The sequence below is a fragment of the Actinomadura meridiana genome, from assembly GCF_039537545.1.
Classification (GTDB): Bacteria; Actinomycetota; Actinomycetes; order Streptosporangiales; family Streptosporangiaceae; genus Spirillospora; species Spirillospora meridiana.
On the sequence record NZ_BAABAS010000004.1, the window covers coordinates 665,065 to 685,910 of the forward strand.

The window sequence follows — 20,846 nt, forward strand, 5'->3', positions numbered from 1 at the left end:
TCAAGCGTGCCGCAGTCGAGCGACACACGCGCCGGGTTCGGCGAAGGGTTCCAGCCGGTCGGCCGACAGCGGCGCGCCGAGTTCCGTCAGGGCGCCCTGCATGAGGCCGAGGTGGACGTCGCAGACGAGCGGCCCGAACTCCTCCGCCAGTTCGAGGAACGGGCAGTGCCGCAGCCGGATGACGTCCCCGCTCGGTTCGGGCGCGAAGTCGAGATCGTCGAGGAGGGCGGTGAGGCGTCCGGCCGCCTCCTCGCCGGTCACGCCCCCGGACGACGGCGCTGGCCGCTCGACGAGATACCGGCCCCATTCACGTCCGGCCTGGGCGGCGCTGGCGCGGGCGTCCGGGCCGTCGGACGCGAGCCGGCTCAGCAGGATCCGGGCGAGCAGCCGGTAGCCGCGCGCCCCGCCCCGGTCCATGCCGGGACGCGGCGCGTACACGGTGCGGGGGCGTCCGGGGCCGGAAGGTTGTTCAACGGTCCGTTCGACGGTGCCTTCGGTGGTGAGCGCGTCCAGGTGGAAACGCGCCGTGTTGGGGTGGACGCCGAGCCGCTCGGCGATGTCGGTGACGCCGAGGGGCCCGGTCGCGGCGCGCAGCGCGTCCAGCACGGCCCGCCTGCGGGGACGGTCCGTCGCCATGCCGCTCAGCCCTCTCCCGCCGGGGGCAGCGCGGCGACCAGCGGATGGTCGCCGTCGATGACGCCGAGCTTCTGGGCGCCGCCGGGCGAGCCGAGGTCGTCGAAGAACTCGGCGTTGGCCGGGGTGTAGGCCTTCCACTGGTCGGGGACGTCGTCCTCGTAGTAGATCGCCTCCACGGGGCACACGGGTTCGCAGGCGCCGCAGTCGACGCACTCGTCCGGGTGGATGTAGAGGCAGCGGGCGCCCTCGTAGATGCAGTCGACGGGGCATTCGTCGACGCAGGCGCGGTCCTTGACGTCCACGCACGGTTCGGCGATCACATAGGTCACGGTGCGTTCCTCCACCCCAGAGCAGTTTTAACAAATACTACATGTAATAATTGGGGGAAAACGAGGAGGGGCGCTATGTCCGATCTGTTCATCCAGGGGACCGAGACCGATCCGGCGGTGCGGGCGACCGACGACGTCCGCCACATCCATGACCGGCTGCGGAACCGGCTGGCCTCGCTCGCCGACCACGAGCCGGGCCTCGCGGCCGGGTTCTGCGCCGGTGAGCTGCGCCGCCATCTCGCCGCCGCCGACGAGGCGCTGTACGGCCCGGCGGCGGGCGCGCCCGAGACCCGCCTGCTGATCCGCGCGCTGCGCGCCACGTCCGCCGAGATCGACCGGCGTATCGGCACGCTCGACACCGCCGCCGACCCGGCCGCCGCCACCCGGGCGCTCGGGGCCGTCCTGTCCGTCCACCTGGCGGTGGAGGAGACCGTCCTGCTGCCCGCGCTCGCCGAGCTGCCCGGCGCCGACGTCGGCCTCATGGTCACCGATCTGCGGACTCTCCTGGACGGCGGGCGCCTGGACCGTCCCGGGATCGTCGACGTCCGGGAGATCCCGCGCGGCCAGCGGCATCCGCGCATCTTCGCGCGCTTCTCCAGGCTGGCGCCCGGCGAGTCGTTCGCGCTGGTCAACAACCACGACCCCAAGCATCTGCGGCGCGAGTTCGAACTGGCCCACCCCGGCGCCTACACCTGGGACTACGAGCAGTCGGGCCCGGACCTGTGGCGGATCCGCATCGGCCGCGCGGCCTGACGCGCCGATACCAAAGTCGATCGACGGCCGACCGGCGGCCACTGCCGGAGGTTCGTCCGGCGGTTAGCGTGGTGGGGTGATTCTCCGCAGGTCCGCACGCGAATGGATGGGCGACGCCGCCGTCACGGCTGTCGGCCTGGCCATCGGTCTGCTCGTCCTGGCCGGGTCCCGGGAGGACTATCCGGCTCCGACGGGATGGGTCGACGACGTCCGGGAGGCCGCGCTCGGCGCCGTCGGGCTCCTGGTGCTGATGCTGTTCCGCAAGCGGTGGCCGGTCGGGGTGGCGGTGTTCCTGACCTTCCTCGGGTTCACCAACTCCGTGTCCTGGGGCGCGACGGCGATGAGCGTGTACACCGTCGCGGTGTATCGCCGCTGGCCATCCGCCATCGCCGTCGCGGCGCTGAACGCGACGATCGTCATGCTGCTGTTCCAACTGGTCAGCAACCCGATGAGCCGGCAGGACCGCTGGGAGGCGTCGGTCGTCTTCGTGCTCGGCTACACCGTCCTGGTCGCGGTCGGCATGCTCGTCCGGTCGCGGCGGATGCTGATCGAGTCGCTGCGCGAACGGGCCCGCGCCGCCGAGACCGAGCAGCTCCTGCGGGTCGAGGAGGCGCGGCTGCTGGAGCGCGAGCGGATCGCCCGCGAGATGCACGACGTCCTCGCGCACCGCATCTCGCTGCTGGCCGTGCACGCCGGGGCGCTGGAGTTCCGTCCGGACACGCCCGCCGAGCAGCGGGAGGCCGCCGGGATCATCCGGCAGAGCGCGTTCGAGGCGATGGAGGACCTGCGCGAGGTGATCGGCGTCCTGCGGCGCGACCGTCCCGGCACCGACGACCCCGAACGACCACAGCCGACGCTCGCGGACGTGTCCGGCCTGGTCACGGAGTCGCGCCGGGCGGGGGGCCCGGTCACGCTGGACGAGCACGTCCCCGACCCGGGGCGCGTCCCGTCCCGCGTCGGCAGGCACGCCTACCGGATCGTCCAGGAGGGGCTGACCAACGCCCGCAAGCACGCGCCGGGCGCCGCCGTCCGGGTGACGCTCGACGCCGCCACCGACCTGGACATCGAGGTCGTCAACGCCGTCCCACCCGCCAAGCCCGGCCTCGCCATGCCCGGCGCCGGGGCGGGCCTGGTCGGCCTCGCCGAACGGGTCGCGCTGCTCGGCGGCACCCTGGAGCACGGCCGCACCGGCGACGGGCGCTTCCGACTGCACGCCCGCCTTCCGCTCTAGCATGTCGCGGGCGAACGCGGGAAGGGCACACGCATGGCAGCGAACTCCTCCGACAAGCCCGTCCTCGAAGAACTCGACCGCGCCGAATGCCTGCGGCTCCTCGCGGGCGGCACCGTCGGCCGCGTCGCGTTCGACGACGGCGAGGGCCCCACGGTCGTTCCCGTGAACTACACCCTCGACGGCGACGCGGTGATCTTCCGTACGTCGCTCGAGGGACGTCTCAGCCGCAGCCTGCTTTCCGTCGTCCCCGGCGAGGTCAGGGCCGCCTTCCAGGTCGACCGATTCGACGAGGAGGACCACGAGGGGTGGAGCGTCCTGCTGCGCGGCGGCGCGCACCCCCTGTCGGACGGGGAGATAGCCCAGGTCGAACCCGTCGAACCGTGGCCCGGCGGCGAGCGCGACGCCTGGTTCCGGCTGGCCGCGCACGAGGTGACCGGCAGGCGGGTCCGCAGGCCATAGGGTGACGGAATGGACTCCGCACCCATCCGCGTCCTGATCGTGGACGACGACGCGCTCGTCCGGACGGGCCTGGAGTTGATGCTGTCGACCGCGCCCGACCTGGACGTGGTGGGGGGCGTCGCCGACGGCGCCGAGGTCATCGCGGCCGTCAACCAGCACCGTCCCGACATCGTCCTGATGGACGTCCGGATGCCCCGCCTGGACGGCCTCGCCGCGACCGAGCTGCTGCGCGCCCGCCGCGAGCCGCCGGAGATCATCATCCTGACCACGTTCGACACCGACGACCACATCACGCGCGCGATGCGGGCGGGCGCGAGCGGCTTCCTGCTGAAGCACACCCCGCCGCCGGAGATCGTCCGCGCGATCCGGCAGGTCGCGGCGGGCGAGCCGATGATGTCCCCGACGGTGCTGCGCAAGATGATGACCTACGTCGCCGACGCGGGCACCGACCCCCGCCAGACCCGCGCCCGCGACCTGCTGTCCCGCCTCAGCGACGGCGAACGATCCGTGGCCGCGCTCATCGGCCAGGGCCGCACCAACAGCGAGATCGGCCGCGAACTCTCGCTCAGCGTCGCGACGGTCAAGGCGTACGTGTCGCGGCTGCTGACGAAGCTGGAGCTGAACAACCGGGTGCAGATCGCACTCCTCGTCCACGACGCCGCCCTGGACGACTGACCGGTCACCGCTCCCTTGCCGCAAGCGGAACCTGCGGAAGCAAAAACGCCACCACAAGCCCGACCACCAGCAACGGCAACGCGGCGACGAACAGCTCAGAAAACGCGGCCGAGAACGCTTCGGCGACCCCGTCCCGCACGGGCTGCGGGAGCACGTCCAACACCTCGGGACGCACGGCATCACCGAACGCGGGAACCTGCCCGTCCGGCACCCGCCGCCCCACCTCCTCAGCGAACCGGCTAGCAACAATCGACCCGAACACCGCCATCCCACCCGCAGTGCCAAGCATCCGCGTAGCGAACACCCCCGAACTGGCCGCCCCCATGTCCCTGCGCGACGCCGCGTTCTGCGCGATGAGCATGACAACCTGCTGCGACAACCCGGCCCCGAACCCCAACACCGCCATGAAGCAGCCAGCGGTCAACAGCCCAGTCCCGGTATCCATGGTCGCCAACAAGGCAACGCCGACCACACTCACCCCCATACTCGCGGCGGGCAGCCGATGATAGCGCCCGGTCCGCTCGATATACCGCCCGGCCCCCATGGACGCGACCAACAGCCCGATCATCATCGGCAGAAGCAACAGACCAGACTCCGTGGCCCCCACTCCCCCAACGACCTGGAAGAACATCGGCAGATACACGGCAAGCCCGAACCCGGTAGCGCCACCCACGGCCGCGACAACGCAGGCGACCGCAAATGACCGATCCCGGAACAATCGCAGCGGAATGACCGGCTCAGCAGCCGTCCGCTCAACAAGAACCCACACGGCGAACAACACCACCGCACCCGCCGCCAGCCCAAGAACGACCGGCGAACCCCACGCATAACGCGTCCCGGCCCAACTGGTGACCAACGTGAAGCAGGTGACCGCCGCACCGAGCAACACGATCCCGGCGTAGTCCACCCGCGGCTTGCCCTCCGGCTTGGGCAGCCGCAGGAAGAGCACAGTCGTAACAGTGGCAAGCACCCCCAACGGCAGATTGATGTAGAACACCCACCTCCAGGAGGCGTGATCGGTGAGGAACCCGCCGATCAGCGGCCCCGCGATGCTGGACACCGCAAAGATCATCGCCGAGTACCCCTGGTACTTGGCCCGCTCCCTCGGCTCGAACAAATCACCGGTCACCGCGAACATCGAACTCATCAGGCACCCGGCGGCGGCGCCCTGCACCACCCGAAACGCGATCAGCCAGTCCATGGACGGCGCCGCCCCACACGCCGCCGACCCGGCCAAGAAGCCCAGCAGCCCGACCAACAGAACAACCCGCCGCCCGAACAGATCCCCAAGCCGCCCCGACAACGGCACGGTCACGCTCGTAGCGAGCACATACGCGGTCGACACCCAGGCCAGCCGATCAAGCCCGCCCAGATCCCCCACGATCGTGGGCAGCGCGGTCCCGAGAACCGTCGCGTCCAACGAGGACATCAGGCCCCCGAGCATCAGCCCCCCGAAAACAACCACCCGATGCCGCTGACTCATCGTCGCAACCACATGCACCTCACACATAGATGATTTAAGCACACGAATGCTAAGCACACCCACATGTGTTCCGCAACCTAGCTAGACTGTCCACATGGGCGAGGAGGCGCTGGACGCGGTCGAACGGAGCATGGTCAAACTGCGACGCGGCATGTCGCGGCAACGCCTCGGCAAGGCCGCGATCAGAGAGCACAACCTGCCGGTGGACGTGCAGATCCTGCACGTCGTCGACGTCATCGACGAGGGCCCCGACCTCCCCGGCGAGGAGATGAGCGTCGGCCTGGTAGCCACCCGCCTAGGCGTGGACGCCTCCCGCGGCAGCCGCATCGTCACCGAGGCCGTCAAATCCGGCTACGTACGCCGCGTAGCGTCCCAAGAAGACGGCCGCCGCATCCACCTAGAACTAACCCCCGAAGGCCAAGCAGTAGTAGACGCCACCCGCCAAACCCGCCAAGAACACTTCGCCAAAGCCATGAGCGACTGGACAGAATCCGAACGCACCGAATTCGCCCGCCTCCTAACCCGCTTCGTCCACACCTACAACGACTAACACAGGAACACACACCTAGTGGACACACATACCCAGAGCGGTTGGCTTCCCTCTGGAGTTCAAGCTTATTTCGTCCTTTGCACGGGAGAAGACAACGCAAGCTGGCGCCTTGATAACCCTTGTCGACCAGCGCGATGATCCCGACCTTGACCGAAAGGCCCAACCGGGCATGAACCACATCCACGCCTAATGGATCGCGATGTTCGCCGGGACGACCACCCCGCGACGGCCCGGCTTGCCGAGACAAAGCTTAGCCTCCACGCACCCCGAGACCGTCCGAGGACTTCGGTAGAGCTTTCAGGATGGCATTCTGGTCCTGAATAGACACCCAGACCCGACGATAGCGTGAACAAAGTATTGATCCAGCACGGTCACCGGAATTAGAGGATCTTGCGTGGTTGTCGACGAGGCCGCCCCATAGCCACATGGCGACCAGCGGTCGCCGCTTCAGGGGCCAATCTCTATGCGAAGCCCTTCGCGGACAAGAAAGTCGAGGATATCCGGAAATGAATAGGAAATACTTCCATCCTCGTGATCCATGAAGCAAACTACATTCGAACATATTTCACTAGAAACAGAGAACCCCCACCAGTCCCCAGTACCGACTGGCGCAATAGCCAAGAAGCCCGCCTAACGGAGCGACCCCTTGTTAACTGCGATCAGATCATCTGAACGACCATCGGACGCGATCGCTGGGAGCAGATCCACGAACATGAAGACACCACTGCCATGCCGACGCATGAACTCCTTGTACTGAGACGGCAACTGCACGCGGAGCTCAGATTCGACCTGCTGAAGCTCCGATCCGGTGGCGCGCCGAGAATCGAAGATCTGAATTTCCGCGGGATAATTTCTCCCAAGCCTTCCTGCGCTTGCATCCTGCAGAACCTGCTCAAACTGCTCAAACTCCAAGGCATTCTTCCGACCTAGCGATTATTCAGGCCAGTTGTCGAACCAAGCCTCAGGCTCCCATAGGCCTCAGCCTTGCTCCTGCGAACGATACCACCAGTGAAGCTGAGTATCTTCAGCGCGCATCCCGCTAGTAACACCTTGATTCCATATGTTTCGGTGAAGGTCAGTTCCAGGACCACGATGCACGCCTTGGTCCAACTCGTGAATCGCGGAGCCGGGCATCTGGTCAGCATGATGAATTTCGAGGTTGTCCCCAGGCTGCTGGGGGCGCAATCCGCGAGTTCCTCTTCCGATGTCCGCACGGGTCCAGGGACCGCTGGCGCGGATAGGAGCATCGGCTGGTCCTGCGCCAGTGCCGGCGGCACAGGCCACCTAACTCCGGGCGGGGTATTACCGCAGTTGTGTACAAGGACGGGTGTTTCCCCGGCCTCTACGTAGTACGTGTTGGCGATTGCGATGGTGAGGTTGTGGACGCGCTGGTGGGCGGCGGTCGTGTGGTTGGTGGCGGTGATCTGGACGTAGGTTCCGGCGCTGGTGCGGAGCCACATGCCGGGTTTGAGGTCGGTTGCCTTGACCCATGTGTTGATGTCGCCGGCGACCCAGAAGGGGTGGTGGTCGGTGGCGATGACCACGCCGCTCTTGGGCTGTTTGCGCTTGAGTACCAGGGATGCGTGCTCGGGGTTGTCGTCTTGTCCCCCGGGCAGAAGCCGGGCGTTCGCGTCGATGGTGAGCTGGACGAGCTTCTTGTCGCCCTTGGTGGTGATGGTGTCCAGGACGGGTTCGACGCTCGTCTCGCCTGTGGAGGGATCGGTGGCCACCACCTTGCTCTCATCGCCGGCGGCCGAGGAGGACACCTCCCCAAACCTAGAGCGGCAATGCTCGCTTCCGAATCAACGAATTCCTCAATACAGGGCCAAGCGTCGCCCACGCTGCCACGCCTGCACCGTGTTCATCCGGGACCTGCACTACCGCACCCCAACCCCACAAACGACGGCGTCGAACACCTCCCGCCCGCAAAATCTCCCGAAATGCGTACGCACCATACTTTTCAGCAACGTATATCCGGAACCTTCTATCCGCGGAGGATCAGAGTTGAACTTTCGCAGGATATCCCGGGGCGATCGTGTTCGCCAACTTGTCGATGCATCCGAACACTAAATCTAATGCATGCAACGAAGCTCTCTGCTGTTTCTGACTCAAGGGTAATGCACTGAACACTTCGAGTCTGGGCCCGGCCCATGATCCCAGCGAACTCCAGTATCTCGTCCGACATGACAGACGAGGCCCTTTTAAGGGTGATGGAACCGTATACCGTCTTGAGCTTCATGGCGACAACTCCGAAGAAGGTTATATCGATGCGGTCGCCAGCCGGTACCTTATCGATACTTCGAAGCATCAACTCGGAGTGACTGACATTGTAACGCCACGGGCGAAACCGACGGTCGAGCCGTAGGGGCAAGTCAGCCTCCTCGCGGCCGCCAACTTCAGGGGGCAAAGGGGTTGGCAACAGGTTCCCCACTTCGATAGAAGATCACACGAGACCACGACTTCGGGTTGTCCCTAATGAAGCTTAGCTCCCATGCGGTCGAGTGTCCATCAAAAATGGGGTCAAGGCCACTGCCAGCCCTTGCCGCAGCCACGGGGTCGTCAATCCCGTTTAGGTTGAAGTGGATATTGGTCTCTCCATCTGTCACGAACTCCTTGAATTCATTTACCCAATCTTCCCCCTGGGACGGCCAATCATGATAATGCGTCGCCCCTGTTGATGTGGCAAATTCATGCAGATGCAGTGGATCACCCTCGAATTCACTCAAACCGAGAGCGATGTCGCCACACTTAGTGGAGTTGTGGACAAGAACGGGCGTGTTGTCAGCAAGCACGTAGTACGTGTTGGCGATTGCGATGGTGAGGTTGTGGACGCGCTGGTGGGCGGCGGTCGTGTGGTTGGTGGCGGTGATCTGGACGTAGGTTCCGGCGCTGGTGCGGAGCCACATGCCGGGTTTGAGGTCGGTTGCCTTGACCCATGTGTTGATGTCGCCGGCGACCCAGAAGGGGTGCTGGTCGGTGGCGATGACCACGCCGCTCTTGGGCTGTTTGCGCTTGAGTACCAGGGATGCGTGCTCGGGGTTGTCGTCTTGTCCCCCGGGCAGAAGCCGGGCGTTCGCGTCGATGGTGAGCTGGACGAGCTTCTTGTCGCCCTTGGTAGTGATGGTGTCAAGGACGGGTTCGACGCTCGTCTCGCCTGTGGAGGGATCGGTGGCCAACACCATGTCCCCGGACTTGATCTCCTCGATGGGCTTGTGGCTGCCGTCCGCCATCAAGACCTTCGTCTCGGGGACGAAGCTGTTGCATGGGCCGTCGGCGTGTCTCGCCAGGTCGATCACCGGGTCCGCCCTCTCCTCCGCGCGCCGCAGCTTCGCCAGCGCCCGCAGGAATGGCTTCAAGTCTTTCCCGAACACGGGAATTATTGAGACAACCGTCCAGACACATGCCGCCTTGCTTTTTCCGGTGACACAGTTCTTGAGGTCGGGATATCCCAGCCATTCACCCCAGATCGAGAACGCATCGTGGAGGACTTGACCGAATGACGGGTTCGCCACTGGAGGCTTGGGGTTGTCGGCCATGGAAAGGGAGGTCATCCGCGAGTCCCCGCAGACCGCGACCATGTAGGCCTGCCCGGCGGTGCACCCGTGGGAGGTGCTAGGCGCGGGCTTGGGCACGTAGTTGGCCGGTCCGCACTCTTGAAGGCCGCAGCCGCCGGTAGTGGCCGGTTTGTCGTGGCCGACGTTCATGACACCTGGACCGCACCGGTCGGGTGGGCACAGGCCACTGGGATCGGCGTCAGTGACCGGGTTGTTACCACCGTAGGAGTAGCCGTTCAGTTGTTGCGGGTCGGCGACGTTCATGACGGGGTCGCCGGAGATGAAGCGGCCGGTGTTGGGGTCATACTCGCGGGCCCCGAGGTGGGTGAGGCCGCTGGGATCCGCGGTGCCGCCGACGAAGCCCCTCTCGCCGGGCCAGGTCTGGTGTTCATCGGTGCCGCGAGGCTGGCCGAAGGGGGTGAAGCGTCGGGTGGTCGATTGCTGGTCGGTGGCGTTGACGGCGACGTTGGAGGTGCCCTGGTGGTCCTCGGTCAGGTGACGGACGCCGAGGGCGTCGCGCATAGCGACGGTCTGGTCGAGGTGGTCGTAATAGCGGGTGCCGGTGACGGTGTCGGAGCCGGTGGTGCGGCGGAGTTCGGTGCCGGGCAGGTAGAGGGTGGTGCCGCCCGGGTCTTTGCGGAGTAGGCGGTTGCCGTTGGCGTCGTAGACGAAGCCTGTGACTGTGGCATTTTCGGCGATCTTGGTGAGGTCGCCTTCGGTGTTCCACGTCAGGGTCTGGGTGCTGTCGCCGATGGTGCGGGTGGCGGGGTTGCCGGACGGGTCGTAGGTGTAGTTCTCGTCGTTGGTGTCGGGTCCGGTGAAGGGGTTGGCGCCGGTCTGGTCGACCTTGCCGAGCATGTGGCCTTTGACGCTGCCGTCCACGCCGGGATCGCCGTGGTAGCGGAAGGTGCGGGTGGATTGCAGGGTTCCGTCGGGCTTGTAGGACTGCTCGGTACTGCGGTTGCCGTCGGTCTTGTAGGTGTAGTGGAACCGGTACGGGGCGGGCCCGGCGGAGGCGCCTGGGGTTTGCGGGCAGGTGGGGTTGTTGACGGTCCAGGCGTCGGTAAGGCGTTGCAGGTAGTCGTGGCGGAAGCATTGGGTGTCGGTGCCGGCTGTGGTGACATCGGACAGGTTGAGGATGTTGCCGGCGTCGTCGTAGCCGTAGGTGGCGTTGCGCAGGTCGCCGGCGATGTTCTCGCGGTAGCTGCGGGACGTGGCCAGCCGTTGGGTGCCGTGCTCCCAGGTGATCTCGTTCCAGATGCGTTTGCCGGTGGCGCCGAACTCCAGGAGCTTTGGCTTGCCCGTGGGGGTGTAGCCGGTGGTGCCGACATAGGTGGCCAGTTCGCTGCTCAGCCGGGTGGGACGCAAGTAGGCGTCGTAGCCGTGGCTGAGGGTCTCGGCTGGCAGGCCACCGGCCGCGGGCAGCGTTTCCTGGTTGAGAGTGCCGTCCAGGTTGTAGGTCTGGCCGAAGGTGTAGGTGCCGCCCAGCGGCCCCTCCGACGAGGGGACGGTGATCTGCGTCGACTCCGGACGGCCGAGCGGATCGTAGCCGGGAACGCGGGTGACATAGTCGCCGCCTTCACCGTGCCTGGTCGAGGACGCGAGAAGCCCCTTGCCCCGGGTCGCGGTGTCATAGGCCCATGACGCCAGCACGTTCCCAGTGCCAGACCCGTCCCGGAGCTGGGTCCTGCGGCCGAGCCCGTCGTAGCTTGTGACGAGGGTGCGGTCACGGGCGTCGGTGCTGCTCGTCACCCGGTCGAGGTCGTCGTAGGTGAGTGCGGTTGTCCCGGAGTCGGGGTCGGTGGCGCTGGTGGTCCGGCCGCGCAGGTCGAAGACGCGAGACCAGATGGTGCCCGACGGGTCAGTGATCTTGGTGAGGTTGCCGGCGCGGTCATAGCCGTAAGCGGTGCCGTCATAGGTTCCGGTCGGGCCGGCGCCCTGGTACTGGCGCCGCTCGATGACCTGACCGCGCGCGTCGGTGAACTCGGCCGTCGGCGTAGCACCCGCAGGCGGGTCCACCGCCGTCCAGTTCCCGCCGTAGGTGGTGGTGGTACGCCATTTCTCTTTCAGCTCACCGTCGCCGACCATCAGGCGTTCCACGGTCTTCCGGCCGAGGCCGTCGTAGGTGTGGTGTGCCTGGGTTTCGATGTTGGCGGGGTCGGTGGCGGTGAAGAGCGCGGTGGTGGGGGCGCCGGCGGCCGAGTAGAAGTCGTAGTTTCTGGAGACCTCACCGCGGTCGTCATAGAGGGTGTCGGTGATCAGGCGGCCGTCCGGACCAAGGACCTGCGTCTGGCGGGCGCGCAGCCAGCCGTCCAGGAGGTCGATCGAACCAATCCGCTGGGTGCCGTCGTTCTTCAAGGTCTTGGTGGTGATGGCGACGATCTGTCCTTCGGCGACCTGGTAGCCGAACTCCAGGCTGGGCGTCTGGTTCTGCGCCTTGGACCGGTCGGGTCTCCAGACTTTCTGGAGTCGGCCGAGCGCGTCGTAGGCCAGATCGGTCCGCAGGTTGTTGGGCTCGGTCTCGGACGTCGGCGCGCCCCACGCCGGATCGAGAACCTGGATCGTAGTCAGCGCCGTGCTCGCGTCACCGGGTGTCGCGGGCGGTGTCGTGGTGACGGTCTTGGTGGTCAGGCCCTGGGTTTGGGTGTAGCGAGTGGTAGTGGTCTGCCCCAGCGCATCGGTGACCGTGAGTGGGCGGCCCCAGGTGTCGAAGGTGGCCTGCTTGTCGGTGACGTAGGTAGCGTGGCTGCCATCGTGTTCGGCGATCTTTTCGGTCTTGGTGACGTCACCCTTGCTCGGCTCGGCGCCGAGGTCGCCGTTGTCGTAGTAGGTGCGCGCGTCGGAGAGGACGTGCTTGGAGCGGTCGGGTTCTTGGGTGCAGGCGACCGCGACCGTCTCCATCCGGGACGGATAGGCGAGCATCCATTTCCCGGTGTTGTCGGCGTACTCGGTCCTCGTACACCGGTCGTCCTCGGTAACCGCGACGTCGGCCAGATCGTTGACGGTCTTGACCCGGCCGACACCGGTGAAGTCGGTCTCGAACTCGTTGATGCTCCTGGTCTGGCGCCACGCGCCGCCGTCCATCGCCAGCCAGGAGTTGACTGTGCCGACCTGAACGGCGGTGGCGGTGACGGTGCCCCAGGAGCGGGTGCGGGAAGCCGTTTGCTGCCGCCAAGGTGTGTTGACGGTCTTGTCGTGGACGCTGCCGCCGGGCGCGGTGTAGTGGACGGTTTTGAGTTCGAAGCCGTCCAGTCCTTCGGCGTCGGTGTGGGTGCCGCCCTCGCCGTCGGGGACGGTGACGGTCTTGGTACCACCATCGGGTCCGGCGCGGTCACCGTGCATGCCGCGCAGGTAGTAGGTGTCGGTCTGGGTGGATGGGGCGGCTGGGCTACCGGTGGTGACGCGAACCTGGCCGTAGCCGCGCCATTGTGACCAGGTCTTGTTTTTCTCCCGAGTCAGCCCGTCGTCATCGTCGAAATGCCACGCGGCGCCGCCCAGGTACTGGTACTGGGTGGCCATGTCGGGGGCGTGGCCGGTGCGGTCCTTCTGCACCACCGAAGTGACCACATACTTGTTGAACCAATCGGAGACCGGCGTGGGCGAGCCGGGCACCTGGTAAAGCAGCGGGTAGCAGCGCTTGGTGTTGGTTTGCGGGGTGGGCGGTGAGGCACGCGAGCATTCGGGGTCGGAATAGTTGATGTCGAGTTCGCCGCCGGACTCGTCGAAGACCTTGGTGACGCGGTAGCGGATGTAGGCCGGCAGGCCGTCCCCGGCCTGGTCGAGGCGGTTGGCCTTCTGCTCGTGGTTGAAGGTGACCTTGGGCAGCGCGATGTCGTCGGCGGTGGTCGCGCCAGCCAGACCCGTGTGCTGGACTTCCTTGAGCAGCAGGTCGCGTTCGTCGTTGACCGCGCCCCAGTGGTGGTCCAGTGTCCAGGAGTCGACGTCGCGGGCGGGCCAACCGGCGCCGCGGTTGATCCTGGTAGTGATCTTCTTGAGGCGGTACCGGGTCCAGAAGGTGGGAGTGGTGGAGCCGTGCCCGTCCTTGCATTCCTGACCGGCGGTGCAGTTCATATCCCACGGGACGTCCCACCACTGGTCCGGGCTGGTGTCGATCTTGGCAGGGGCGCAGTCGAAGGTGGCGGTGGGGATGCACCGCTCGGCCTTGTCGAACTGGATGTAGGCCGGGGGCGCGCCCGCGAAGACGTTGTCGCCGCGCAGCCCGTACTCGATGGACTTCAGGTAGCCGCCGCGCGTGTAGGGGGTGGCGTCGGCCGGTTTGAGGTTGCGGCCGTAGTAGTTGGTCTCCTTGTCGTAGAGGTAGATGGCGGCGTTGTCGTGCGGATCGACGACCATGTCCAGGTTCCACCGCCACGCCTGCTGGCACCATGAATCAGCGAACCCTGAGTCCTTGTGGCAGGGTTCTGCGGCATCGTCGCCGAACACTGGGACCGTCCAGGCCGAATTGCTCTCCGGGCCGCCAGAACCGAATCCGGGAAGCCGATTCAGCCCGAAGTAGTAGCGGGTCCCGTCGGTGGTGGTGACCTTCCAGTACTCACCCTCGTGGTCACCGTTGCCGGTATCGAGCGAGGTGAGCTTCTCGAACTTGGTGCCGTCGTCGTTCTTCAGCCGCCAGGTACCGTCGGTGGCCTTGACCAGCTCGCCGCCCTTGCCGTTCCAGGTGACGGTCGCGTTCTCATATCCCCAGCACAGGTCGCCCGGAGACCTGCCCTGCGGGTCCTTGGGCGCACCGTCCTCGGCACACGGTTTGTAGCCCTGCTCGATGAAACCCGGCCAAAAATCGAAACCCTCACCCACCCACGACGGCTGGCTATTAGCGTTGGTCGTCCGACCGTCCACACTCTGCGCCGAATAGGCCAACGCAACACCGGGAACAAGACCACCCGGCACCGGCGCACCTTTTATCGGGTACGACCAGGTGAAATCACCGGTGTTCCCGGACGCCTTCCACGTCGCGGACGGCTGCAACTTCGTCGCCGAGTAGTCGCCCTGCGACCCCGCGGGCGCCGCGACCGCCGCCAGAACCGTCGGGGTGCCAGACGTCGTGGTCACATCCGCCGCGAGCGTGCGGGACTCACCGCTGTTGGTGGACGGGATCGGCGACGAGGCCCGGCACTCCGGCTTGACCGGAGCGATCACTGCACATCCCGGCAACTGGACCAGGCGGAGCCGGGAACCGTAAGAGCCGCCGAACGCCTGCGCGAACGCCGCATAGTCCACACGCACCCCTACACGTCCCCGCCCAGGCGCAGTCAGGGTGAACAGCAGGCCCTCGACCCCGGCGCGCGCGGCGGTCGCGCGGTCCAGCACCGCGACATTCACCGGTCCCCGCAACACCGGACCCGCCTGCGCGGCGCTCACCGCCGGGCCCGGCGGCGCCAACGCGACCGGCGACCCTTCGGCGCGCACAACACCCTGCGACGAACCAGAACGCGCAACCTCACGGCCCGGCGCCACAATCTCGACCGTGCCCGGCTTGGGCCACGCAGCCCTGGCCGCTGGCCCCGGCTTCCCCGCAGCGTCCGGAGAACGAGGACGCACCTTCGATGCCTTGCCCTCGACCGTCCGTTCGTGATCGGCGACCTTGGGACGTTTCGAATGCGGCGGATCGGCCTGCGCGGCCGGGGCAGACGCCAGCCCGACCGCCAGCACCACCGTCATTCCGGCAGCCAAATGCCGCAATGGCCACCGTATCGCGAAGATCTGGCGGCGGCTCATGGTCACCATGACATCCTCCGAATAGCGGGCTGTCCGTCCGAGCACCCTGAATCGAGATGGGAACGATGGCCTGCGATGCGTCCGAACTCGGCGAACAGGCTGGACCGCCCAGCTCTCGCCAACACCTGCCTGATCTTGGGAAACACCAGCACGCCATTACTCCTCGACGGTCAGGTGAGCGCGCAGCGTACAGATTCGTGTACGCACACACCACAGGAGATTGATCACTCAGCACAATGAAGCGTCAGGGCCAGGCAATCAACACCTCACCAACACTGTCGACAGAATGTCCAGTCATATAGCAGGTCAGGACGAGGTTGATGTCCACTTGCGGACACACGACGACAATCGATGGCGGTCGCAGCAAGCCAACGCGGACCATAAGCCAAATGGTCTTCCTAACACTTGAGATGTCCGACAGGACAGCCTCGCAGCTATCGACTCATCACTTTGTTCGACCAGCATGACAACCGCACGCCCAGCAGGCGCGTCCGCGCACGCCGACTAACAGGTGTTAGAAAACAAACAAATTCGATGACCCAGAATAAAAATTGGCTATCATTGATCTTGTCGAGCGATTAATCACCTGCAATGATCATGGTTATCCAGACCTCGACCACCCGGGAGAGCTCGATGCTCGCCACGTCCTGGTCCATTCCACGCTCCCGACAGCACCGGCACGTCAGTCGGCGACGGCGGCGTCTCCCTGCCCGCGCCCTGCTCGCCATTACCGCTCTGACGGCCGCCCTGACCACCGTGCCACCGGCTGTCGCCGACACCGCCCCACCGCCGGGAGAATTGCCCACTGTCACCGCCGACCCGTTGCCGACCTGGCAGACCAACGGCACCGTGTGGACGATCGAGATCATCGGAGACACCGTCTACGTCGGAGGCTCCTTCACCGCCATCCGACCACCCGGCACCAGCCCCGGCGACCCCGCCGAACTCCCCCGCCTCAACCTGGCCGCCTTCAACGCCACCACCGGCCAGCCACTCCCCTTCAACCCCGCCGTGGAGGCCAACCCCGGCGCCGAAGTCATCGTCTGGGACCTGCAGCCCTCCCCCGACGGCCACACCCTCTACATCGCCGGGAAATTCACCAAAATCAACGGGCAGTCACGACCCCGCATCGCCGCCTTCACCCTCCCCGACGGCCCCCTCACCGGCTTCCGACACGATCTGGACGCCGCCGCCGAAGCCCTCGCCGTCACCCCCACCACCGTTTACACCGGCGGCAACTTCACCACCGCCGACGGCAGCCCCCGCCAACGCCTGGCCGCCTTCGACAGAACCACCGGCACTCTCACCGGCTGGACCCCCTCCGCCGACCGCCGAGTCATGTCCATGGCCCTGTCGCCCGACCAGACCCAGGTCATCATCGGCGGCAAATTCGACACCCTCAACGGCAAACCCCCACACGGCCTCAGTTCCATCCGCACCGACGCCACCGGCACCAACGCCCCCTGGGAAACCGGCCTGGAACGCCAAAGCGACACACGCCACTCCTGGGCAACCGACCTGATCACCGACGACGACACCGTCTACGTCAGCGCAGCCGGCACCGGCACCTTCGACGGACGCCTCGCCGTCAACCCCGACGGCGGCACCCTCCGCTGGATCGACAACTGCCTGGGAGGCACCGAAGCCATCACCCTTCTGGCAGGCGTGCTCTACAGCGGCTCACACGCCCACGACTGCTCAACCCAACCCGACGGATTTCCCCAACTGGACAACAACCGCCACCAACGCCTGCTCGCCGAACCCGCCAACCCCGACCCCGCCCGCTATGACACCCCGCCCATCCTGCACTGGTTCGCCGACACCAACGCCGGCCCCACCGACGGCCAAGGCCCCCGCGCCATGGACAACAACGGCCACTACCTCTGGCTCGGCGGCGACTTCACCACCATCAACGACCAACCCCAACAATCACTCACCCGCTTCGGCGACCTCACCGTCACCACCGACACCAACCCACCCCAGCCACTCACCAAACCAACCGTCACCAAACCCGACGGCACCACCGGCACCCTGACCATCACCTGGACCCAAACCTGGGACCGAGACAACAAACAACTCAAATACGAAATCATCCGCGACGGCACCAGCGTCATCCACACACTCGACTCACCCTCCCGATTCTGGGACCTCAAACCCCTCACCCACACCGACACCGGCCTTCCACCCGGCAGCACACACACCTACACCATCCGCGCCACCGACCACTACGGAAACACCGCCCAATCCCCCACAAGCGACCCCGTCCAAACCGGCCAACTAAGAATGAGCCGCCCATCCCCGGATGCACCCCTGAGGTAGCGACCCACGGTGTCCATCCGGAGTTAGCCGCCGAAGAGCGCGCGATTGTGGACGCCACCCGGCAGGAGCTGTTCGCCAAGGCAGTGAGCGGCTGGACGGACGGCGAATGCGGCGAGTTTGGTCGGGTGCTAAGGCTCTTCGTCGACGCCTACGGGAGTTGGTGGGTCCGGGGTCTCCCGTAAGTGGGCGTGCGCCCCTTAGAGTGGGCGCATGCCCACTCATTCATCGGAAGCTCATCACCAGCGGCAGATGGCGGAGTCGTTCGGTACGGACGCTGAGCGCTACGACCGCGCTCGGCCTCGCTACCCTGCTGAGCTGGTCAACCGGATCGTTGCCGCCGCGCCTGGACCCGCTGTCCTCGATGTCGGTTGCGGTACTGGGATCGTCGCGCGGCAGCTCCAGGGCGCGGGCGCGACCGTCCACGGGGTTGAGCCCGACGAGCGGATGGCCGAGTTGGCCCGCCGTTTCGGGCTCGAGGTGGACGTGGCGACGTTCGAGGACTGGGACGCGGGAGGTCGCGAGTTCGACGCGGTCGTCGCGGGCCAGGCATGGCACTGGATCGACCCGGTCGCTGGTGCGGCCAAGGCGGCGCGTGTACTTCGGCCCAGTGGACTTCTGTCGGCGTTCTGGAATGCGCTCCAGCTGCCTCCGGAAATGTCGTCGGCCCTGGTCGAGGCCTGCCAGCGGGTAATCCCCGATTCCCCGGTCGATCTGACTCAGGCGTTCACCAAGTCCGCTGTGGAGATCTACGCGGCCGGGCTGGACAAGGTCGCGGAGGGAATGCACCAGGCGGAAGCGTTCGACGTCCCTGACCGGTGGCGTTTCGACTGGGAGCACACCTACACCCGCGAGGAATGGTTGGATCAGCTGCCCACGTTCGGCATTCTCACCCGGCTCCCACCCGAGAAGCTGGCGGAACTGATGGACGCGCTTCAACCTTCGCTGGATCAGATGGGAGACAGTTTCACCCTTCCCTACTCCACACTGGCGATCACCGCGGCCCGGCGTTGAACTCGACGGTCCAGATGTGAACGGGCGGGCCGGAGTCGACATCCCGGCCCGCCGCCGCGACCTGGCGGTCACCGACGAACACGACGGCGTTCATCGTCTCGGGCGTGCCGTGCAACCGTTCCAGGTGGCGGGCGGAGTCGATGTCCCATATGTTCACGTCGCCGCCGGTGTGCGCCGTCGCCAGCAACGTCCCGTCCGGGGAGAAGGCCAGGTCCGTGACGTCACCGGGAACCGGGTCGAATGTCGGGCCTGGGGTGAAGCCGTCGCGAGAGTGCCATAGGCGGATATGTCCGTCCTGGTCTGCTGTCGCGAGGAGCCCGTCGTCCGGAGCCCATGCCAGGCCGCGCGACGGTTTCCGCTGAATTTCATGCCGCAACGTCCCGTCGGACGCGTCGAGCACCGTGACGCCCCGCGCGTGGGCGTCCCCGATCAGGGCCAGCAGAGAGCCGTCACCGCTGAAGCTCAGGGCGGACGCCGGACGTTCGGCACGCCATAGTTCGTGTCCCTCGGCGACGTCGATGGCTCGGACCGATCCGCCTCCAGTTGCCGCCACGGTCGCGCCATCGGGTGAGATCGCGATCGCCCAGGCGTCCCGGATGCCCGTGTCGTGCCGCGCGCCGTCGGATAGATCGACGCGCATGACCCGCTTGGTGTCGTTCACCAGCAAGGTCCGGCCGTCCGCCGACAGCGCGCAGCCCCAGTAGTTGTCGGAGTGCTCGGCGGCGAGCAACTCGCGTCCGCCATGGAGGTCCCAGGCGAACAGGTCGCCTCCGGAACCGCACGCGACCAGCAGCCCTGGGCCGGGCGCGTACTCCAATGCCCTGATCTGGTAGGCGCCCCTCGACCCGAGCGTCACGAACTCGCCCTCGGGCGCGGGAATGTCCAGGTCGCGCTCCAACCTGGCCACCGCGGCGGGCGGGTTGAGGCGCCGCGCGTTCTCCAGGACGCTCCGCTCGCTCTGGTCGCCTTGCAGGACGTTCACCAGGACGCGGTCACGCTCGGGACCACGTCCGAAGAATCCTTCCTCGTCCAGGATCTCCAGTGCGCGGAAACACGCCTCGAAACGTCCGTCGACCTCGGCGTCGAGCCCGTCGTCGTGACGCTGCCACGGGTCGCCCCGCCGCTCCAGCAATTCCAGGACGGGGCGGAAATGCTCCTCGCCGCCCATGTGATGGGGCGAGTCGACCGGGCTCCATCGCAGGTCGTCCATCTGCTGCTCGACGGTCTGTCCGAACTCGGCGACGTACTTTTCCGCGACGCTCCGCAGCCCCTCCTCGGAACCGCAACTGGGCAGAATGTAGGCGGCGAACGCATCGGTGAACAGCGCGAAGAAGTAGAACGACTCCCCCGGATGCCGTTCCCGCACCTCCCCGAACGCCGCACGCGCCGCCTCGACCAGCCGGTTCACCAGTTCTTCGAACGACATCCCGCGATCGTCCCAGACTCGATTGGGATCGTGCGCCGCTTTGGAAGGCCCGCACTCAGGCCTGCACGATGGCAGGTCGACGACGCTGGACGTAGGCGAAGGTCACGGCGGCGAGCAGCGGCCCCCAGAGCAGGAGTGGGAGGTAGTAGACATAGAAGGTCGCGGCCTTCCAGCCACCTTCCTCTGTGGGGAAATTCGCTGGCGTCGCCCCACCCCGGAGAGTGACCCCCCTGAATATGGAGATCCACGCGGCGGTCCACATCACCGTGAGGATCAGGGCTCCGAAGGCCGCAGCGATGGCCACTGCCTTCGGCGGGACGCGGCGGCCGCGCACGAAGGGCGTCCACCGCGGGAACACTTCGCCCCACCGAGCGATGAGGCCGACCGCAGTGAACGCGACAAGTTCGGACACGATCGAAAGGCAGACCACGTAGAGCCGTTCGCCGATCCCGATCCCTTCGTCGAACGCGGCCGGGATCCGCCAAAGGCTGGCTGGCAACACGGTCAGCGGGACCGCGAGGGCAGCGATCCGCGCCCAGCGGGGAACCCCTGCCACCGGGTCGTGCGCGGCCACCCAGGCCCTACGCAGCCGCCCCCTGTCAGTCGATGAGGTCATTCGCGATCCTTTGGGTCTCGGCGTGCCGGACATCAAAGATCGCAAGCGGGCCGCCCCGCCATCTTCGC

At 66.5% G+C, this 20,846-nt stretch carries 15 protein-coding genes; 7 read left to right on the plus strand and 8 right to left on the minus strand.

All coding sequences use genetic code 11. The features are described from left to right. Both ABD808_RS07180 and fdxA read right to left on the minus strand, forming a co-directional pair. A complete protein-coding gene (locus ABD808_RS07180; RefSeq protein WP_344891687.1) occupies nt 1-636 on the minus strand; it encodes a helix-turn-helix transcriptional regulator in 636 nt (211 codons plus the stop codon). A gap of 5 nt (nt 637-641) precedes the next feature. Further along, nucleotides 642-965: a ferredoxin gene (gene fdxA, locus ABD808_RS07185; protein ID WP_344891690.1), complete on the minus strand. Its 324-nt coding sequence runs from the start codon at nt 963-965 to the stop codon at nt 642-644. A gap of 75 nt (nt 966-1,040) precedes the next feature. On the opposite strand from fdxA, the gene ABD808_RS07190 reads away from it, so the two are divergent. The 4 genes from ABD808_RS07190 (at nt 1,041) to ABD808_RS07205 (ending at nt 4,083) form a co-directional block, all read left to right on the plus strand. Next, a complete protein-coding gene (locus tag ABD808_RS07190) occupies nt 1,041-1,718 on the plus strand; it encodes a DUF2249 domain-containing protein (RefSeq protein WP_344891693.1) in 678 nt (225 codons plus the stop codon). Between the two features lie 76 nt (nt 1,719-1,794). Beyond that, nucleotides 1,795-2,949, plus strand: a complete 1,155-nt coding sequence (locus ABD808_RS07195; protein WP_344891696.1) for a sensor histidine kinase — start codon at nt 1,795-1,797, stop codon at nt 2,947-2,949. 33 nt (nt 2,950-2,982) lie between these two features. Beyond that, complete coding sequence (locus tag ABD808_RS07200) at nt 2,983-3,408, plus strand: pyridoxamine 5'-phosphate oxidase family protein (RefSeq protein ID WP_344891699.1); 426 nt, start codon at nt 2,983-2,985, stop codon at nt 3,406-3,408. A 9-nt stretch (nt 3,409-3,417) separates the two neighbouring features. Continuing rightward, nucleotides 3,418-4,083: a response regulator transcription factor gene (locus tag ABD808_RS07205; protein ID WP_344891701.1), complete on the plus strand. Its 666-nt coding sequence runs from the start codon at nt 3,418-3,420 to the stop codon at nt 4,081-4,083. Between the two features lie 4 nt (nt 4,084-4,087). On the opposite strand, the gene ABD808_RS07210 is transcribed toward ABD808_RS07205, so the two are convergent. Beyond that, the gene (locus ABD808_RS07210; protein WP_344891704.1) at nt 4,088-5,566 is read right to left on the minus strand and encodes an MDR family MFS transporter; all 1,479 of its coding nucleotides are present in this window, start codon (nt 5,564-5,566) and stop codon (nt 4,088-4,090) included. 94 nt (nt 5,567-5,660) lie between these two features. On the opposite strand from ABD808_RS07210, the gene ABD808_RS07215 reads away from it, so the two are divergent. Next, nucleotides 5,661-6,116, plus strand: a complete 456-nt coding sequence (locus ABD808_RS07215) for a MarR family winged helix-turn-helix transcriptional regulator (protein WP_344891707.1) — start codon at nt 5,661-5,663, stop codon at nt 6,114-6,116. Between the two features lie 630 nt (nt 6,117-6,746). Here the strand turns inward: ABD808_RS07215 and ABD808_RS07220 are convergent. The 3 genes from ABD808_RS07220 to ABD808_RS07230 all read right to left on the minus strand — a co-directional run bounded on the left by ABD808_RS07220 (nt 6,747) and on the right by ABD808_RS07230 (nt 15,415). Then, a complete protein-coding gene (locus ABD808_RS07220; protein ID WP_344891710.1) occupies nt 6,747-7,028 on the minus strand; it encodes an SMI1/KNR4 family protein in 282 nt (93 codons plus the stop codon). 14 nt (nt 7,029-7,042) lie between these two features. Next, the gene (locus ABD808_RS07225) at nt 7,043-7,882 is read right to left on the minus strand and encodes a polymorphic toxin-type HINT domain-containing protein (protein WP_344891713.1); all 840 of its coding nucleotides are present in this window, start codon (nt 7,880-7,882) and stop codon (nt 7,043-7,045) included. Nucleotides 7,883-8,512: 630 nt separating this feature from the next. Then, nucleotides 8,513-15,415 (minus strand): RHS repeat-associated core domain-containing protein, encoded by a 6,903-nt coding sequence (locus tag ABD808_RS07230; protein WP_344891716.1) that lies wholly within the window; start codon nt 15,413-15,415, stop codon nt 8,513-8,515. A gap of 582 nt (nt 15,416-15,997) precedes the next feature. Here ABD808_RS07230 and ABD808_RS07235 point away from each other — a divergent pair. Next, on the plus strand, nt 15,998-17,725 hold the full coding sequence (locus tag ABD808_RS07235; RefSeq protein ID WP_344891719.1) for a hypothetical protein: 1,728 nt from the start codon (nt 15,998-16,000) through the stop codon (nt 17,723-17,725). Between the two features lie 210 nt (nt 17,726-17,935). Beyond that, the gene (locus tag ABD808_RS07240) at nt 17,936-18,736 is read left to right on the plus strand and encodes a class I SAM-dependent methyltransferase (protein WP_344891722.1); all 801 of its coding nucleotides are present in this window, start codon (nt 17,936-17,938) and stop codon (nt 18,734-18,736) included. Here ABD808_RS07240 and ABD808_RS07245 read toward each other — a convergent pair. Further along, nucleotides 18,717-20,162, minus strand: coding sequence for a DUF4303 domain-containing protein (locus ABD808_RS07245; RefSeq protein WP_344891725.1), 1,446 nt, complete (start codon nt 20,160-20,162; stop codon nt 18,717-18,719). The genes ABD808_RS07240 and ABD808_RS07245 overlap by 20 nt on opposite strands. A gap of 55 nt (nt 20,163-20,217) precedes the next feature. Beyond that, nucleotides 20,218-20,736, minus strand: a complete 519-nt coding sequence (locus ABD808_RS07250; RefSeq protein ID WP_344891728.1) for a hypothetical protein — start codon at nt 20,734-20,736, stop codon at nt 20,218-20,220. Nucleotides 20,737-20,846: the final 110 nt, after the last annotated feature.

Bases quoted from the DNA above. Each gene is read 5' to 3' on its own strand.
- ABD808_RS07180 (WP_344891687.1), bottom strand. From the start codon at position 636: ATGGCGACGGACCGTCCCCGCAGGCGGGCCGTGCTGGACGCGCTGCGC.
- ABD808_RS07235 (WP_344891719.1), top strand. From the start codon at position 15,998: ATGATCATGGTTATCCAGACCTCGACCACCCGGGAGAGCTCGATGCTC.
- ABD808_RS07215 (WP_344891707.1), top strand. From the start codon at position 5,661: ATGGGCGAGGAGGCGCTGGACGCGGTCGAACGGAGCATGGTCAAACTG.
- ABD808_RS07190 (WP_344891693.1), top strand. From the start codon at position 1,041: ATGTCCGATCTGTTCATCCAGGGGACCGAGACCGATCCGGCGGTGCGG.
- ABD808_RS07210 (WP_344891704.1), bottom strand. From the start codon at position 5,566: ATGAGTCAGCGGCATCGGGTGGTTGTTTTCGGGGGGCTGATGCTCGGG.
- ABD808_RS07245 (WP_344891725.1), bottom strand. From the start codon at position 20,162: ATGTCGTTCGAAGAACTGGTGAACCGGCTGGTCGAGGCGGCGCGTGCG.
- ABD808_RS07240 (WP_344891722.1), top strand. From the start codon at position 17,936: ATGCCCACTCATTCATCGGAAGCTCATCACCAGCGGCAGATGGCGGAG.
- ABD808_RS07205 (WP_344891701.1), top strand. From the start codon at position 3,418: ATGGACTCCGCACCCATCCGCGTCCTGATCGTGGACGACGACGCGCTC.
- ABD808_RS07200 (WP_344891699.1), top strand. From the start codon at position 2,983: ATGGCAGCGAACTCCTCCGACAAGCCCGTCCTCGAAGAACTCGACCGC.
- ABD808_RS07230 (WP_344891716.1), bottom strand. From the start codon at position 15,415: ATGGTGACCATGAGCCGCCGCCAGATCTTCGCGATACGGTGGCCATTG.